We start from the raw sequence: 16,431 nt of genomic DNA, 5'->3' as shown, positions 1-16,431 counted from the left end.
GGCCTCACTTGACGAACGCGACCGAGCGCCGGTCCGTCGACAGGATGACCGCGATGATGACCAGCAGCCCGAGAACGGCGGCCTGTAGGAAGTCGGGCAGACCGATGACCACCATGCCGTTGTTGATGACAGCGACGATGAGGACGCCAACGAGCGTGTTCCATACGCCGCCGATGCCGCCCCAGAGCGCCACGCCGCCAACCACCACCGAAGTGATCGACATGAACATGAAATTGGATCCGGTGACCGATTCCGCCTGGCCGAGCTTAGCGACCTGCAGGATCGCGGCTATTGCATAGAAGAAGCCGGCAAGCGCAAAGCCAGCCATTCGCACCTGCTGCACCCGCACGCCCGAGGCGTGGGCAAGGTCCTCGCCGCCGCCAACCGCGTAGAAATAGCGCCCAAGGCGTGTATGCGCCTGGATGAACCAGGCAAGGACGAGGCACAGGCCCGCGACATAGACCATCAGCGGAAACCCCAGGATGCGCCAGGTCAGCAAGGCGCGGAACGTCGGATCGTCGAATTTGACGATGTCGCCGCCAGTCAGCAGGATCGCGGCGCCGGTGCCGACGAAACCGAGCGCGAGACTGGCCATGAAGGATGGTATCTTCAGCCTGACATGGACGAGGCCGTTCACCAGGCCGATCGCGGCGCCGACGACCAGGATGATCGGTATCGCGATCCAGCCGCCCGAAGCCAGCGTTCCGCCGAACGCCAGCATCAGGAAGCAGAACAGGACCGCCGTCAGGGAAACGACGCCCTCCATCGAGAGGTCGATGGACCCCATGACGATGATGAAGGTTACGCCGACCGCCACCATCAGCGCGGGCGCGGCCGCAATCGCGATGCGCGCGAAGTTGCGCTGCGACAGGAACGAAGGGTTGATTGCGGAGAACAACACGATAAGCGCCAAGAGCACCAGGAACGGCGCCCAGCGGATCGCGTTTTCCCTCGTCAGGATACGTGGCAACTTCGGCCTCCCGTCCAAGCGCGCCGTCTTCAACAGCGGCGGCCCCGTTTCGAGGGGCCGCCCGTTCAGGGATTTGGTCTACTTGTACTTGATCTGGCCGTTGCTCGGACCCCAGAAGTCCTTCCAGTTGTAGGAAGGAACGGAATCGAGATATTTGGCCTTGAAGTCCGCCGCGTCCTTTTTTGAGATGAGGATCGTCGGGCCGTAGAATTCACGGTGCTCCTTCGGCTCCTCCGAGGGTTTGAAGGCGCCCGTCGCCGCGTAATACGCAAGCGCCGCCGTGATGCCGCCACCCCAGTGCGGATTGGTGAAGACGGTCGCCAGAAGCTTGCCGTCCATGACGAGCTTCACGGCCTCCGGATTGCCGTCATAAGCGACGATCGGCATATTCTCGATGCCTTCCGCGCGCAGGGCTTCGATGACGCCATAGGCGATGTTGTCGTTCGCACAGTGAACGCCGGTGATCTTGTCGCCGAACCGGGTCAGGAAGGAGGCCATCAGCTCCGTGCCCTTGGTCGTGTCCCAATCGGCGGGCTGGGCATCGAGAAGCTCGATGTTGGGGAAGTCCTTCAGCGCGTTCTTCAGGCCGTTCAGACGTTCGATCGCCGGATTGTTGGCGGCAATGCCGCCCAAATGCACGACGCCGCCCTTGCCACCCATGGCATCGAACAGGATACGCGCCGTCTGCTCTGCCGGCTTCTCGTCCGACCAGGTCATGTGCGAGACGTAATTGTCGCCAATGTCCCACGGGTGCAGGTCGTCGGTCTTGTTCCAGATCGTGGAAATGTAGGCGCCGGCATCCCGTACCGCTTCGACCACGGGACGGGCGTTCGGGCTGTCGTTGGCGTCGCAAGCGATCGCGCACTTGCCGCCGGTCTTGGCCAGGAACGCCTTGATGTCGGCCAGCGACTTTTCGGAAGATCCCTCGTTGATCAGCGAGATGAGGGAATCCTTGGACTTGCCGAGGGATTCCACGAACGTCTCCCCGCCCGACACGACCGAGTTCCAGTAAGCTGAAGCGCGGTCGCGATAGGACCAGGCGATCGCCGGATCTGTGATCGCCGCGCGGGCGCCGCCGCCGAAAGCGAAGGGGGCCGCCATGGCTCCCATGCCGGCAGCCGTGGCGAGAAGAAAATTTCGCCGGTTGATGGTCTCGCGCTCTATGTAATCCTTGATGAAAGTCGACATGCTACCTCCCATTTGGTAACGACCCGCAGGGGCGGGCCACCTATTGAGCAACTCGAGAAGCCTAGCCGTCCAAACCCGCCCTCTGGTCGCTTAATGCACCATCTAGTTACTTCCTGAACATGCAAGAGTCAAGCGGCGGCGCAGCGCGCGGCCTGTTGACTTCTTGGACAATTGAAATGACTTTCAGCGTATGACCGATCGTCGCCTGCACGCTGGAACTGGAATCAAGGGAGCGGCCAAAGTGGACGCCACGTCCGACAAATCAAGCAATGTCGCCAAGAAGAAGCGCCTTCGGGATGCCGAAGCGACCAAGCTTCGCATTCTGGAAGCAGCAAAGAGCGATTTCGCCAAGAATGGCCTTGGGGGTGCGCGCGTCGACGTCATCGCCGCGAAGGCCAAGGCCAACAAGCGTATGATTTATCACTATTTCGGCAGCAAGGATAACCTTTTCCAGACCGTCGTTGAAAATGCCTATCTCGACATTCGGACGGCTGAGCTGAAGCTCCATCTCGACGATTTGGAACCCAAGGAGGCTCTTGAGCGCCTCGTCCAGTTCACGTGGCAATATTACCTGAGGAATCCTGAGTTTATCACCTTGGTCAATAGTGAGAACCTTCACAGAGCAAAGCATGTGAAGAAGTCTGAATTGATAAAGACGGCGAGCAGAAAATTCGTTGCAATGGTCTCGAGTATACTTGATAGAGGCGTAATAAGTGGGGATTTCCGTGCCGGTATCGATCCTGTGCAGCTGAATATTACGATTGCCGCGATCGGTTACTATTACATCACAAACCGCTTTACGGGTTCAATTATTTTTGAGCGGGATCTGATGGACAAGGATGCTCTCAACGAGCGCCTGGAGTTCAATATCGACACCATTATCAGGCTTGTAAGTGCCTGACCTTTTTGTGGAGTTCGGGCACGTGCTGCGGGCCACGCCGTTGTGGATCTCGCCCGTCCACCCTGGGCTGAATGCGCTGGTTTCAACCCAAGGACGACCTCCACAGTTCCGCGACCGGATGTCAGCTGGTGCTCACGCCGGCTTATCGTCGGGGTGGCCAAGCTCGCAGAACCAGCCGCCGAGATATTTCACCGACGGTTTCTTCGGATCGGGAACAGGGGTCTTCGCCTCGACGGCGGCGCGGAACGGCTCGGCGCTGTCCTGCGGGATAAATCCCAGGTGGTCCGCACCGCTGTTGTCGACCATCTTCAGCTTGTTGTCGGAGATGCCGAAGGAGATGGTGTGGCCGACGCGCGGCGCGGTAAGCGATGCCTCGACCAGCCGTACGCAATCGGCGAAGGAGAGATACGACCACAGCATGCGGCGGTCGGCCGGTTCGGGGAAGGACGAGAAGATGCGCAGGCACACGGTCTCGATGCCGAACTTGTCCCAATAGAGCCGGCTCAAGCTTTCGACGAAATTCTTCGACACGCCATAGAGGCTGTCGGGGCGTACCGGCGCGTCGACGCCGATATGCGCCTCGATCTCGTGATAGCCGATGGCATGCACCGACGAGGCGTAGATGACGCGCTTGACGCCGTGTTTCCGTGCGCCTTCATAGATGTGGTAGGAGCCGCGGATGCTGGAATCGAGGATCGTCTGCCATTCGCATTCGAGCGGCGCGCCGCCGAAATGCACGATCGCGTCGCAATCCTTGGTCGCCGCGATCGTGGCGTCCATGTCGGCGAGATCGAACACCGCTTCCTCCTCGTGCGGCGCAAGATCGCCGAACGGTTCGCGGCCCGCCAGGCGGATCGTCTTAGCCAGCGGCGCCAGGCCCTTGCGCAACACTGAGCCGAGGCGGCCGGCAGCGCCGGTGATCAGGATACGTTCGTAATGCGGCATCACTTACTCCACTTGCGCGACAGCGGCGTTGATCCGCGCGATCGCTTCGGTCAGCACCTCATCGCCGGTCGCGGTCGAGATGCGGAAATAGGGTGACAGTCCATAGGCGACGCCCGGCACCGACGCCACCCGGCCTTCGTTGAGAAGATAGTTCGACACGGCTGCGTCGTCCGCCAGCACGGCGCCCTTGGGCGTCTTGCGGCCGATCAGGCTGGCGCAGCCGATATAAGCATAGAAGGCGCCCTCCGGCGGCGACAGCGTCAGGCCGTTGATCTTGCGGATGCCGTCGACGACCAGATCGCGGCGCCGCTCGAAAGCCTGGCGGAAGCGCGCGACCTCGTCCTGCGGGCCGTTGAGCGCTGCGACCGTCGCGGCCTGCGCGATCGAGCAGACAGACGTGCAGGACTGGCTTTGGATTGTCGACATCGCCTTGAGAAGCGGCGCCGGCCCGGCCGCATAGCCGACGCGCCAGCCGGTCATCGCATAGGATTTCGAGACGCCGTTGACGATCAGCGTGCGGTCCTTGAGCTCGGGGCAGGCCTTGCCGAAGGAGATGAATTCGCGCCCGTCGAAAAGGATGTGCTCGTATATCTCGTCGGAGAGGATGAGCACCTGTGGATGCTTCGCCAGCACCGCGCCGAGCGCCTTGAGGTCGGACTGAGAATAGACCGCACCGGAGGGATTGCCGGGCATGTTGAGGAAAAGCCACTTTGTCCTTGGCGTGATTACCTTTTCCAGCAGCGCCGGCGTCAGCCGGAAGCCGGCGGTCTGCGGGCACTCGACGACAACCGGCGTGCCGCCGAGCAGCTTCACCATTTCGGGATAGGAGACGAAGTAGGGCGCAGGCAGGATCGCCTCATCGCCGGTCTCCAATGTCGCCATCAGCGCGTTGAAGATGATCTGCTTGGCGCCGTTGGCGACGACGATGTCGTCGGCTGTGTAGTCCAGCCCGTTCTCGCGCCGGAATTTTCCAGCGATGGCTTCGCGCACTTCGGCGGTCCCGGCAGCGGCCGTGTAGAGCGTCTGGCCAGCCTTCGCCGCAAAATGGGCGGCCTCGACGATGTGATGCGGCGTCGGAAAATCGGGCTCGCCCAGGCCGAGGTTGATCACGTCGACGCCCTTGGCGCGCAGCGCCTTCGCGGCCTGCGAAGCGGCCATCGACGCGGAGGGCTTCACCGCCGAGAGGCGCGAGGCAACATAGCTCATCAGTCGTTCTCCGTGATGTAACCCTTGGACCGGTCATTGGCTCGCGCGGCCGCATTGCGTTTGGCCGGATCGCCATAGCCGCCGCCGCCCGGCAGCTCGAGGATCAGCCGGCGCCCCGCCGGCACATGCTGCCAGCCCTTAGGGCGCATCCTGGTGCCGTCGTCGAGGTTGACGATGCCGGCAACGCCCGGCTTGCCGCCCTCGCGGCCGTGGGCCGGATGATTGACGCGGTCGAACATGGCCGAGAAGTCGAACTCGTGGCCGTCGGTCGCGGCGATCTCGATGATCTGTCCCAGGCCACCGCGGAATTCGCCGTCGCCGCCGGAATTGGGTCGCAGCTCCTTGCGCCAGATGACGATCGGACCGGTATGCTCGGTCGCCTCGATCGGCATGGTGTGCACGCCGGACGGAAAAGCCGTTGCCGACAGGCCGTCGAGTTCGGGGCGGGCGCCCATGCCGCCGGAGTTGAACATCAGCACCTCGGCGCGACGGCCGGACGCGCCGGCGACGGGCCGCGCCGAAATATGGATGTTCCAGAGCGCGCCGGCGCCTTCGGCGAGGATCTTTCCTGGCAACGCCTTGGAGAAGGCGCCGAGCACCAGATCGGGAACCATGTGGCCGAAGATATGGCGAAGCGCTACCGGCGCCGGCCGCACGGCATTCAGGATGTTGATGGGCGACGAGACGGTGAAGAAGGCGAGCGAGGCGGCGTTGTTTGGGATGTCGGGCGCCACCATGCATTTCAGCGCATAGCAGGCATAGGCCTTGCTGTAGATGATCGGGCAGTTGATGCCCCAGCGGCTCATCGGATCGGTGCCGGTGAAATCGACTTCGACATGGTCGTCGCGGACGGAGACCGTCGCCGCGAGCTTGATCGGCTCGTCATAGCCGTCGGTCACCAACTCGTTCGACCAGCTTCCCTTCGGCAGCGCCTTGATGCGTTCGAGCATGGCGTCCCGGGTGCGTGAGAAGATGAAGTCGCCGAGACCGTCGAGCGAGGTGAGGCCGATCTCCCTCATCATGTCGACGAGGCGCCGGTGACCGACCTCGTTGCAGGCGGCCAGAGAATAGAAATCGCCGACCACCTGGTTGGGTTCGCGGACATTGGCGCGCAGGATGCGGACGAGGTCGAGATTGACCTTGCCCTTTTCCGCGAACTTCATGATCGGGATCTGGATGCCTTCCTCATAGACCGACTTGCCGTCGGCGCCGAAGCCGCGCCCGCCGACATCGACGACATGCGCCGTGCAGGCGAAGAAGGCAACGAGCTCGCCATTGAGGAAGGACGGCGAGACCATGGTGATGTCGTGCAGATGGCCGGTGCCGAGCCAGGGATCGTTGGTGACATAGGTGTCGCCCTCGAACATCTCGTCGCGGGGGATCGCGTTCATGAAATGCAGCACGGCCTCGGCCATGGTGTTGACGTGGCCCGGCGTGCCGGTGACTGCCTGCGCCAGCATCTGGCCGCGCGGATCGAACACGCCGGCCGACAGGTCGCCGGATTCGCGCACGGAGGTCGAGAAAGCGGTGCGCAGCAAGGTTAGCGCCTGCTCCTCGACCACCGAGATCAACCGATTCCACATGACCTGCATGCGAATTTCGCCAATATCGCTCATGCCTGGCTGCCTTTGCGGATCAGGAGTATCGCGCCGTCGCTCTGGATGACGGCGTCGAAGCTGGTGGTGACGACGGTAGAAGTCTCGCGCTCGACGATGACGGCAGGGCCCGCGACGCGGTCGCCGGCGCAAAGCGTGTCGCGCTCGACAATGCCGTAGGTCTGCGGCGCGCCGGTCGCCGGATCGAACACCGCGCGGGTGGTGGCCGGTTGGCTGGTCTTCTTGCCCGTGGTCAGCTCGTGCCGCGTGACGGCAGGACGAACATCCGTCGCCTTCACCGACCAGGTCACGATCTCGATCTCCAGTCCGTCGAGGCCTTCGATGGCGCGGCCGAAGAAGCGCTGGTAGTTCGCCTCGAAGAGGTTCTTGAGCTTGGCCACCGCATCGTCGCCGAACGATTCGTCCGCCAGCGGTACGGGGATCTCCCAGCCCTGGCCGGCATAGCGCATGAAGGCGGTGATCTCGCAGACGATTTTTCCGCTGGCGCCGGTGCGTACAAACCCCTCGGCGGAGGCTTTGAGGTCGGCGAGCAGGGCATTCACTTCCGTTGACTTGAAGCGAGACAGGCGCGTTAGCTTCGAGGCAAGCGCCTCATAGCCGAATGGCGCCTTGAGGAAGCCGATCGCCGATCCAACGCCGGCCCCGCGCGGCACGATGCACTGGTCGATGCCGAGCTTTTCGCAAAGCCTTGCGGCGTGGAGGGGCGCCGCGCCACCGAAGGCGATCATCAGATTGTCGGAGATGTTCTTGCCATTCTCGACGGCGTGGACGCGGGCGGCATTGGCCATGTTCTCGTCCACCACCTCGCAGATGCCGAAGGCGGTCGAAATTGCATTCAGCGACAGGCGCTCGCCGACATCGCGCAAGATGGCCTGCTCGGACGCGGCCGTGTCGAGCTTGATCGCGCCGCCGGCGAAATTGTCGGGGTCGAGCTTGCCGAGAACGAGGTCAGCGTCCGTGATCGCCGGGCGCTTGCCGCCGCGGCCGTAGCATGCTGGGCCGGGTTCCGAGCCGGCGCTTTCCGGTCCGGTCTGGATGCGGCCCATGGCGTCGACCCAGGCGATCGAGCCGCCGCCGGCGCCGATCTCGATCATCTCGATCACCGGAATGGAGATCGGCATGCCCGAACCCTTGGAAAAGCGGTAGGTGCGCGCCACCTCGAATGTCCGCGCCGTGCGGGGCGCATAGTCCTCGATCAGGCAGATTTTTGCAGTAGTGCCGCCCATGTCGTAGGAGACGACCTTTTCAAGCCCGAAGCGCCGGGCGATGTCGGCGGCGAAGATGGCGCCTCCCGCAGGGCCGGATTCCACCAACCGTACCGGAAATTCCGAAGCAGTTTCGACCGAGATCAGGCCCCCGCCGGAATGGATCATGAAGACCGGGCAGTCGGCGCCCATGTCCTTCAGGCGGATTTGCAGGCGGGCGAGGTAGTCGGCCATCTGCGGGCGCACATAGGCGTTGGCGCAGACCGTGTTGAAGCGCTCGAACTCGCGCATCTGCGGCGAGACGTCGGCGCTGATCGAAATCGGGATGGTGAGTTTTCGCGAGAGGATTTCGCGCGCGCGACGCTCGTGGTCGGGATTGGCGTAGGCGTGGATGAATCCTATCGCTACCGAGCCGAAATTGCCGGCCGCGATCCGATCGGCGATCTCCTCCAGCGCAGCCTCGTCGAGCGGCTGCAATTCCTGGCCTTCGGCGCCGATGCGGCCCCTGACGGTGAAGCGGTCCTCGCGCGGGATCAGCGGCATCGGCAGCTGCAGGTTCAGATCATACTGCTCGAAGCGGTTCTCCGTCCGCATCTCGATCACGTCGCGAAAACCTTCCGTCGTGACCAGCGCGGTCCTGGCCCCGCGCCGCTCGATCAGCGCGTTGGTTGCGAGCGTCGTGCCATGGATGATGATGCCGATCTCGGCTGCCGAAATGCCGGCGTCGCGGATGACGACGTCGATGCCGTCGAGGATCGCCTGCTCGGGCGCCGCATAATTGGTCAGCACCTTGGTCGAAAACATCGTTCCCCTGACATCGAGGGCGATGTCGGTGAAGGTGCCGCCGATGTCCGCGCCGAGACGGATGTCGTCTGATCTGGAGGTCATGCCTTGGCCTTCTGCGAAGCAAGCGCGGCGTCGCGCATCTGGGAAAGGGTCTGCCGGGGCGTGAGCGCTTCGGGCGAGATGGCGATGTCGAGGACGGCGCCGGTCGCGGACTGCAGCGCACGCCCGAACGCCGCCGCGAAATCCCCGGTGGTTTCGACGCGCTCGGCGTGAAAACCATAGGCCTTTGCCAGCGCCACGAAGTCCGGGTTTTCCAGCGAGGTGCCCGAGACGCGGGCCGGATAGTTGCGTTCCTGGTGCGCGCGGATCGTGCCATAAATGCCGTTGTTGATGATCAGCACGATCGGCTGAGCGTCGGCCTGCATGGCGGTACCGAGCTCCTGGCAATTCATCTGGAAGTCGCCGTCGCCGGCAAAGCAGACGACCGTGCGGCTTGGATAGGCGACCTTCGCTGCAACTGCCGCCGGCAGGCCGTAGCCCATGGCGCCGGATTGCGGCGCGAGCAGCCGCGCTTGGCGTCCGAACTTGAAGAACTTGTTCGGCCAGACGGTGAAATTGCCGGCGCCGTTGGTTAGGATGACATCGGCCGGCAAAGTCTCGCGCAGCCAGGTGCTGACCGCCACCATGTCGACGGGACCGGGCTGGACCGGCGCCGCGAATGTGCCCTCATAGGCCTTGCGCGCCGTCGCGCGCCAGTTGGCCCAGTCACCCTTTACCGGCGTCAGCGCCTTGGCGAAAGCGTTCGGGCCGGCGTGGATGCCAATCGCGGGCACGTAGATCTTGCCGATCTCGCGGTCGGAACCGTGGACATGGATCAGCTTCTGGCGTGGCACCGGAACGGAGAGCAGCGTGTAGCCGTCCGTCGTCATCTCGCCGAAGCGGACATTGACGGCCAGGATCACATCCGCATCGCGGATCAGCGTCTTGACGTGCGCCACCATGCCGACGCCGGCTTCGCCGACGAATACCGGCGAATGGTTGTCGAACTGGTCCTGGTAGCGGAAGGCGGCGACGACCGGGATGTCGGAAGCCTCGGCGAAGGCCTGGAGCGCGGCGCGTCCGTCCGCGGTCCAGTTGGTCCCGCCCATCAGGAGCACCGGCCTCTCGGCCGCAGCCAGCATCTCAAGCGCCGACGCAACGGCATCCTGCGACGGAGCGGCTTCGAAGATCGAAGCAGGGCCGTTGAGCGGCGCGGCCTCGGTCAGGGTCGTCAGCATGTCTTCGGGCAGTGCGACGACGACGGGGCCGGGCCGGCCGGTCAAGGCGGTGGTCCAGGCGCGCGCGACGATCTCGGGGAGCCGCGCGACGTCGTCGATCTCGACCGCCCATTTTGCGACGGTCCCGTAGACCGCCCGGTAGTCGATCTCCTGGAAAGCTTCGCGGCCCTTCATGTCGGTGCCGACCTGGCCGACGAAGAGGATCATCGGCGAGGAGTCCTGCATCGCCGTGTGCACGCCTATGCTGGCATTGGTCACGCCCGGGCCGCGCGTCACGAAACAGATGCCGGGCGATCCCGTCAGCTTGCCATAGGCGGAGGCCATGAACGACGCGCCGCCTTCGTTGCGGCAGAGCACATAGTCCAACTTGCCATGGGTATCGTGCAGGGCGTCGAGAACGGCGAGATAGCTCTCACCGGGAACGCCGAAGCTCTTGGTCGCGCCCAAGGCGATCAGGCACTCGACAAGAAGGCGACCGCCATTGCGGACCATGCTTCGACATCCTCTTAGCTGGCGGCAAGCGGACCGAGCCTGCCCTCGCAACTATACCTGCACCGCGGTGGGCCGGCGCGAAATCAAGAAATGCGATCCATACGAAAGTTTTTCTTTGCTAGTGCGTTGACGCAATTCCGAACGGAAGGTTACGGCGAAGGCACCGAACCGGATCGCTCACACTTTTCCTGGAATTGCTCTATGGAACCCGCACCAAAACACCAGGGTTCATCGTGGCTTGCGGATCGAATGCGCGCTTGAGCCGCGCCATGAGGATCCGCTCGGTCGAGCTGCGATTGCGGTCGGCCATGGCGATCTTGGCGCGGCCGAGCCCATGCTCGGCAGCGAAGCTGCCGCCCATGTCGGTGGCTAAAGCGGCCAGCGCCTCGGCGAATGCTGCCGCCTTGCCGTCGAAATCGGCGCGGCCTTCCGGCGGCGACAGATTGTAGTGGATGTTGCCGTCGCCGAGATGGCCGAACGGATTGATCCGCACGCCCGCAAGAATGTCGTTGCATAGCTTCGCGCCCGCCTCGATGAAGCGCGCGATCGCGCCCGGCGGCACGGAGATGTCGTGCTTGAGCTGCTCGCCCTCCAGCCGCTGGCCCTCCGGCTGCTCCTCGCGCAGGCGCCAGAACTGCGCCCGCTGCGCACCCGAATTGGCCAGCGCGCCATCAACGACGAGGCCTTGCTCCATGCCCCATTCCAGCGCCGAAGCCAGGATGTCGTCGAGAGGGACGCGCGTCGAGCCCGACGCCATCTCGACGAGCAGATAGACGTCGCCTCTTGTCTCCAGCTGATAGGCGAGGTCCGGCAGATGCTTGAGCGCGAGCGTCAGGCCGACATCCGAAAAGAATTCGAGGCCGGCCAGGAATTCTCCGGCCTCGCCACGCAGGAAGGCGCCGAAGGACACGGCGGCGCTGAAATCGGACATGACGAGAAGCGCGCTCGCCTGCTGCTTCGGCGTGGGATAAAGCCTGAGCACCGCGCGCGTCACGATGCCGAGCGTGCCTTCCGAACCGCAGAACAGCTTGCGCAGCTGGTAGCCGGCATTGTCCTTCTGCACGGCGCGAAGTCCGTCCCACACCGTGCCATCCGGCATCAGGACCTCGAGGCCGAGCACCAGGTCCTGCATCATGCCGAAGCGAAACGCCTGGCTGCCGCCGGCATTTGTACCGATCAGGCCGCCGATCCTGGCGCTGCCTTCGGCGCCGAGATGCATCGGAAACATCAGGCCATGCGGTTCCAGCGCCTCATGCAACCCGGCCAGCACGACGCCGGCATCGACGAGGATCGACCCGCTCTCCAGATCCGGTTCGCCGATCGCCGTCATGCGCGAAAGCGAGACGATCACCGCGTTCGCCTGATCGGCGACGGCGCCGCCGCACAGACCGGTGTTCCCGCCTTGCGGGATCACCACCGCGCCTGCCTCCCTGCATATGTTTACGACTGCCGCCACCTCCACGGTGCTGGCGGGCCTGGCAACGCCAAGAGGCGCCACGCCATAGCGGTTGAGCCAATCGCGGCGGTAGGGGTCGGCATCGCTACCCGAAAGCCAGCCTTTCGGCCCGAGGACTGCCTGCAATGCGCTAACGAGATCAACCATCTGGGTACCTGAGATGTGGGATGAGCCGCGTATAGACAGTAAGACCGTCCGGCTCAATGACCCAGGACCTGCGACAGGAATTGTCGCGTGCGTTCGTTGCGGCAAGAGGTGAAGAACTCTTCCGGCGGCGCCTCCTCGACGATCTCGCCGCCGTCCATGAAGACCACCCGGTCGGCGACACGCCGCGCAAAGCCCATTTCATGCGTGACGCAGATCATCGTCATGCCGTCGGCGGCGAGCGTCACCATCACGTCCAGCACCTCCGATATCATTTCCGGATCGAGCGCCGAGGTCGGCTCGTCGAAAAGCATGATCTGCGGCTGCATGCAAAGCGCCCGCGCGATCGCCACGCGTTGCTGCTGGCCGCCGGAGAGCTGGCCGGGAAACTTCATCGCCTGCTCGGGGATGCGGACCTTCTCGAGATAGCGCCGGGCGGTCGCCTCCGCTTCCGCGCGCGGCAGCTTGCGCACGATCATCGGCGCGATCATGCAGTTGTCCAGCACCGTCATATGCGGGAACAGGTTGAAGTGCTGGAACACCATGCCGACTTCGCGCCTGATCCCGTCGATGTTGGCGACATCGTCGTCGAGTTCGGTGCCGAGCACGGTAATGCGGCCGCCATTGTGCTCTTCAAGCCGGTTGATGCAGCGGATCATGGTGGACTTGCCGGAGCCGGAAGGACCGCAGACGACGATCCTTTCGCCTCGCTCCACGGACAGGTTCACCTTCCGCAATGCATGGAATGTCCCGTAATATTTGTCGAGGTTTTCGATGCGGACCGCCGGTCCTGAGACTTTGCTCGAGTTCATATGCCGCCTCCTTACCGTTCGCCGACCGACATGCGGCGCTCGAGGAAGGCGCCGTAGCGAGACAGGCTGAAGACGAAGACGAAGTAGATGAAGGCGATGAAGGCATAGACCTCGACATAGGCGAAGCGCCATTCGCCGGTGCCGTAGGCGGCGTTGCCGGAGGCCAGGATCTCGAAGAAGCCGACGATGACCACAAGCGAGGTCTCCTTGAACGAGATGACGAACTGGTTGATCGTCGCCGGCAGCGCGTTGCGCATCGCCTGCGGCAACAGGATGCGGCCGATGCGCTGCCAGTAGCTCATGCCGAGCGCCATGGCGGCTTCTTCCTGTCCCGCCGGAACGCCTTGCATGCCGCCGCGCACGATCTCGGCCTGATAGGCGGAGAAAAACAGGGCGGAGCCGAGGATGACGCGATAAAGCTTGTCGCCCACCAACCATTGCGGCAGCGCGAAGGGCAGCACGATGGCGAAGGTGAACAGGATCGAGATCAGCGGCAGCGAACGGACCCCGTCGATGATGAGGGCGGTGGTCCGCGATATCCAGGGAAGCTCCGAGCGGCGCAGCAGAGCCAGGCAGATCGCCAGCGGAAAGCCGATCAGGCAGGTGGTGACGAAGATGAAGAGGGTGAGCGCCAGGCCGCCCCAGGCTTCCTCGCCGACTTGGGGCAGCCCAAGCACGCCGCCCTTCATCAGCACATAATAGAGGGCCGTGCCTGCTCCCCAGACGAGCGCGATGCGGCGTCCGGTCCAGAAGGCCGGGAGGCAGCTCAGCACGGTCATCACAACGACGGTGACGCAGGCCAGCGCCGAGCGCCATTGCTCATCGAAGGGGTAGAGGCCGAACAGGATGATGCGCCACCTTGCCGCGATAACCGACCAGCAGGCGCCGGCCGCGGCCTGGCAGGCCTCGGGTCCGCCGCTCGTCGTGAAGACGGCCGAGAAGACCGCCCAGTTGAGCAGCTTCCAGGCAATGAAAGCCATGACCGCCAGCGAGATCAGCGACAGCAGGGCCTGAAGCGGCGTCGCGAAGAAGCGGCGCTTCAGATCTTCGATCTTCCCCGGGGCAGGGGGCGCGACAACGACCATCTCCATGCCTCACCCCCTCAGTTGATTGCCCTTCAGGGCAATGGCTTTGTTGATGCGGTTGAAGATCGCGGCGAGGCTGAGATTGATGGCGAGGAAGCCGGCCATCAGGATGCCGATCACTTCCAGCGTCTGGCCGGAATGGTTGATGGTCAGCGCCACGATCATGAAGAAGTCGGTGAAGCCGACGGCGATGCCCATGGTCGTCGCCTTCATCAGCCAGACATACTGGTTGGCGAGGATCGGCAGCATGGCGCGCAGCGCCAGCGGCAGCCGCACCAGCGTGAACACGCGCCACGGGCTCAAGCCCAGCGAGAGCGCCGCCTCCATCTGGCCCTTGCCGACGGCCTTGAAGCCGCCGCGCACGATCTCGGCGATGTAGGAGCCGCCATAGATGGCAATGGCGATAGCGAGGGCGGAAAACTCCGGCGGAATGCGCAGGCCGCCCTGCAGGTTGAGGCCTCGCAAGGTGGGGAAGTCGAGCATCGGCCCGTCCGGCAGGCGACCGAGCGCCAGGATGACGGCAGCGGTGGCCAGCGCCGTCGCCGCCGCGGCCAGTTGAATGCCGAGCCGCTCGCCGAATGGTTGGCTCAGGCGCGAGGTCCGGCCGAGCCAGAGCGGGAGCGCGATTGCCGAGATCACGGCAAGTATCGCCGCCGCAAAGGCGATGCCGCCGACATTCGGAACCGGCACGTAAAGGCCGCGGCTGGTCAGCAGCATGCCCCATGCCTCATGCGCTGCGCGCGGCGTCGGCAAATGCGTGATGATGGCGTACCAGAAGAAGACCTGGAGGATCAGCGGGATGTTGCGGAAGATATCGACATAGGTACGGCCGAGCAGCCGCGCCAGTTCGTTAGACGAGGTCCGCGCCAGGCCGACGATCGTTCCGACCAGCGTCGCCAGCATCAACCCGACGGTGCCGAGGAACAGCGTGTTGATGATGCCGATAAGGAAGAACCACCAATAGGGATCGTTGGCCGTGGCAGGCAATAGCGAGAAGTTCACGTCCCAGCCGGTCGACTTGTAGAGAAAGTCGAAACCGGAGGTGATCCCCTGCTCGGCCAGATTTCGCCGCGCGATCACGACGCCGGCGAGCACCAGCGCCGCGAGCAAGCCGACATAGAGGACCTGCAACAGCGCGTTGCGGACCTTCTGATTTCTCAGCAGGCTGACCATCGACCGATCTTTCTCGAATAGCTGCCGGCTCCGTCCGACCGAAGCCGGACGGAGCCCGAGCGGGACAGGTTCAGACTAGGATCAGTCGATCACCAGCGGGAACAGGACACCGCCATTGTTCCACAAATTGGTCAGCTCGCGATCCATCTTGTAGGGCGAATCCTTGCCGAGATCGCGCTCGAAGATCTCGCTGTAATTGCCGACCTTCTTGATGACGTTATAGGCCCAGTCGTCGGAAAGCCCGAGGCCCTTGCCCATGCCGGGCGTGACGCCGAGGAACTTCGCCACCTGCGGCGAGGTCGGCTTGGCCTTGATCTCGTCGACATTCTTGGAGGTGATGCCTTCCTGCTCGGCGAAGATCAGGGTGCTCAGCGTCCAGTTGGCGATGTCGACCCAGTTGTCGTCGCCCTGGCGCATGATCATCACTTCAGGCTCGACCGCGAGCACGTCGGGCAGGATCACATGGTCCTCGACCTTGCTCTTGGCGATGCGGGCGATGGCCAGCGTCGGACCCCACTGCGCATAGAGATCGCAGCGCCCGGAGAAATAGGCCTGTTCGAGCTCTTCGGTCTTTTCGATCAGCACCGGCTCGAGCTTGATGCCGAGCTTCTGTGCGTAGGCGGCGACCTGCTGTTCCTGCGAAGTGCCGGCGGGAATGCAGATCGTGCCGCCATTGGCGTCCTTGAGCGACTTCAGGTTGAGCTCCTTATGCGCCATCACCTTGGTGGTTCCGAGGTAATAGGACATGGAGAATTGCAGGCCGAGCTCGGTGTCGCGGCTGAGCGTGCCGCCCGAGGCCTTGATGATGATGTCGACATCGCCCGACTGCAGCGAGGGCCAGCGCTGCGCCCAGCTGATCGGCACGATCTTGAGCTTCGCCGGATCGCCGAACACGGCGGTCGCCACCGCCTTGCAAAGGTCGATGTCCATGCCCTTCCAGTTGCCCTTGTCGTCCACCTCGGCAAAGCCGAGATAGGAGCCGTCATGGCCGGTGCAGTTGAGCATGCCGCGCGCCTTGACGGCTTCGAGCGTCTTGCCGCCGGCAGCTTCCGCGGGTGCTGCCAGATGCACGAGGCCCAGGGCCATGGCAGCGGCCCCCCATTTGATCATTTTCATTTTGATTGTCTCCACTGTTGAGGTTGTTCCGTTTCTTGTTGTTGGAGCCCCACAAGTGC

At 63.7% G+C, this 16,431-nt stretch carries 13 protein-coding genes; 1 reads left to right on the top strand and 12 read right to left on the bottom strand.

The window, feature by feature from the left end; translation table 11 throughout:
• Positions 1-4: 4 nt before the first annotated feature.
• Positions 5-970, bottom strand: a complete 966-nt coding sequence (locus FJ471_RS11275) for an ABC transporter permease (RefSeq protein ID WP_140803227.1) — start codon at positions 968-970, stop codon at positions 5-7.
• Between the two features lie 78 nt (positions 971-1,048).
• On the bottom strand, positions 1,049-2,158 hold the full coding sequence (locus FJ471_RS11270) for a sugar ABC transporter substrate-binding protein (protein WP_140803226.1): 1,110 nt from the start codon (positions 2,156-2,158) through the stop codon (positions 1,049-1,051).
• A 190-nt stretch (positions 2,159-2,348) separates the two neighbouring features.
• On the opposite strand from FJ471_RS11270, the gene FJ471_RS11265 reads away from it, so the two are divergent.
• Positions 2,349-3,059 (top strand): TetR/AcrR family transcriptional regulator, encoded by a 711-nt coding sequence (locus FJ471_RS11265; RefSeq protein WP_140803225.1) that lies wholly within the window; start codon positions 2,349-2,351, stop codon positions 3,057-3,059.
• Positions 3,060-3,191: 132 nt separating this feature from the next.
• Here FJ471_RS11265 and FJ471_RS11260 read toward each other — a convergent pair whose 3' ends face one another.
• The 10 genes from FJ471_RS11260 to FJ471_RS11215 all read right to left on the bottom strand — a co-directional run bounded on the left by FJ471_RS11260 (position 3,192) and on the right by FJ471_RS11215 (position 16,372).
• Entirely contained in the window at positions 3,192-4,004 is an 813-nt protein-coding gene (locus tag FJ471_RS11260; protein WP_140803224.1) for an NAD(P)-dependent oxidoreductase, read from the bottom strand.
• A 3-nt stretch (positions 4,005-4,007) separates the two neighbouring features.
• Positions 4,008-5,210 carry a pyridoxal phosphate-dependent aminotransferase gene (locus FJ471_RS11255; RefSeq protein ID WP_140803223.1) on the bottom strand — a complete coding sequence of 401 codons (1,203 nt, stop codon included), beginning with the start codon at positions 5,208-5,210 and terminating at the stop codon, positions 4,008-4,010.
• Positions 5,210-6,826: a hydantoinase B/oxoprolinase family protein gene (locus FJ471_RS11250; protein ID WP_140803222.1), complete on the bottom strand. Its 1,617-nt coding sequence runs from the start codon at positions 6,824-6,826 to the stop codon at positions 5,210-5,212. Before FJ471_RS11250 ends, FJ471_RS11255 begins: the two co-directional genes overlap by 1 nt.
• Positions 6,823-8,919 (bottom strand): hydantoinase/oxoprolinase family protein, encoded by a 2,097-nt coding sequence (locus FJ471_RS11245; protein WP_140803221.1) that lies wholly within the window; start codon positions 8,917-8,919, stop codon positions 6,823-6,825. Before FJ471_RS11245 ends, FJ471_RS11250 begins: the two co-directional genes overlap by 4 nt.
• Complete coding sequence (locus FJ471_RS11240; RefSeq protein ID WP_140803220.1) at positions 8,916-10,586, bottom strand: thiamine pyrophosphate-binding protein; 1,671 nt, start codon at positions 10,584-10,586, stop codon at positions 8,916-8,918. Before FJ471_RS11240 ends, FJ471_RS11245 begins: the two co-directional genes overlap by 4 nt.
• Before the next feature lie 199 nt (positions 10,587-10,785).
• Positions 10,786-12,189, bottom strand: coding sequence for an FAD-binding oxidoreductase (locus FJ471_RS11235; protein WP_140803219.1), 1,404 nt, complete (start codon positions 12,187-12,189; stop codon positions 10,786-10,788).
• 53 nt (positions 12,190-12,242) lie between these two features.
• Positions 12,243-12,998 carry an amino acid ABC transporter ATP-binding protein gene (locus tag FJ471_RS11230; protein WP_140803218.1) on the bottom strand — a complete coding sequence of 252 codons (756 nt, stop codon included), beginning with the start codon at positions 12,996-12,998 and terminating at the stop codon, positions 12,243-12,245.
• 11 nt (positions 12,999-13,009) lie between these two features.
• Positions 13,010-14,089, bottom strand: coding sequence for an amino acid ABC transporter permease (locus tag FJ471_RS11225; RefSeq protein ID WP_140803217.1), 1,080 nt, complete (start codon positions 14,087-14,089; stop codon positions 13,010-13,012).
• A 3-nt stretch (positions 14,090-14,092) separates the two neighbouring features.
• Positions 14,093-15,256 (bottom strand): ABC transporter permease subunit, encoded by a 1,164-nt coding sequence (locus FJ471_RS11220; RefSeq protein WP_140803216.1) that lies wholly within the window; start codon positions 15,254-15,256, stop codon positions 14,093-14,095.
• A gap of 81 nt (positions 15,257-15,337) precedes the next feature.
• Entirely contained in the window at positions 15,338-16,372 is a 1,035-nt protein-coding gene (locus FJ471_RS11215) for an amino acid ABC transporter substrate-binding protein (protein ID WP_140803215.1), read from the bottom strand.
• Between the last annotated feature and the right edge of the window lie 59 nt (positions 16,373-16,431).

This window comes from Mesorhizobium sp. B2-7-1 (assembly GCF_006440735.1).
GTDB lineage: Bacteria > Pseudomonadota > Alphaproteobacteria > Rhizobiales > Rhizobiaceae > Mesorhizobium.
Note: the sequence above shows the minus strand (reverse complement) of the source record. Positions and strands in the feature narration are given on the sequence as shown.

Excerpts from the sequence above, each read along its gene's own strand:
- FJ471_RS11215 (WP_140803215.1), bottom strand. The coding sequence starts at position 16,372 with ATGAAAATGATCAAATGGGGGGCCGCTGCCATGGCCCTGGGCCTCGTG.
- FJ471_RS11225 (WP_140803217.1), bottom strand. The coding sequence starts at position 14,089 with ATGGAGATGGTCGTTGTCGCGCCCCCTGCCCCGGGGAAGATCGAAGAT.
- FJ471_RS11265 (WP_140803225.1), top strand. The coding sequence starts at position 2,349 with ATGACCGATCGTCGCCTGCACGCTGGAACTGGAATCAAGGGAGCGGCC.
- FJ471_RS11235 (WP_140803219.1), bottom strand. The coding sequence starts at position 12,189 with ATGGTTGATCTCGTTAGCGCATTGCAGGCAGTCCTCGGGCCGAAAGGC.
- FJ471_RS11220 (WP_140803216.1), bottom strand. The coding sequence starts at position 15,256 with ATGGTCAGCCTGCTGAGAAATCAGAAGGTCCGCAACGCGCTGTTGCAG.
- FJ471_RS11255 (WP_140803223.1), bottom strand. The coding sequence starts at position 5,210 with ATGAGCTATGTTGCCTCGCGCCTCTCGGCGGTGAAGCCCTCCGCGTCG.
- FJ471_RS11270 (WP_140803226.1), bottom strand. The coding sequence starts at position 2,158 with ATGTCGACTTTCATCAAGGATTACATAGAGCGCGAGACCATCAACCGG.
- FJ471_RS11230 (WP_140803218.1), bottom strand. The coding sequence starts at position 12,998 with ATGAACTCGAGCAAAGTCTCAGGACCGGCGGTCCGCATCGAAAACCTC.
- FJ471_RS11240 (WP_140803220.1), bottom strand. The coding sequence starts at position 10,586 with ATGGTCCGCAATGGCGGTCGCCTTCTTGTCGAGTGCCTGATCGCCTTG.
- FJ471_RS11250 (WP_140803222.1), bottom strand. The coding sequence starts at position 6,826 with ATGAGCGATATTGGCGAAATTCGCATGCAGGTCATGTGGAATCGGTTG.
- FJ471_RS11245 (WP_140803221.1), bottom strand. The coding sequence starts at position 8,919 with ATGACCTCCAGATCAGACGACATCCGTCTCGGCGCGGACATCGGCGGC.
- FJ471_RS11260 (WP_140803224.1), bottom strand. The coding sequence starts at position 4,004 with ATGCCGCATTACGAACGTATCCTGATCACCGGCGCTGCCGGCCGCCTC.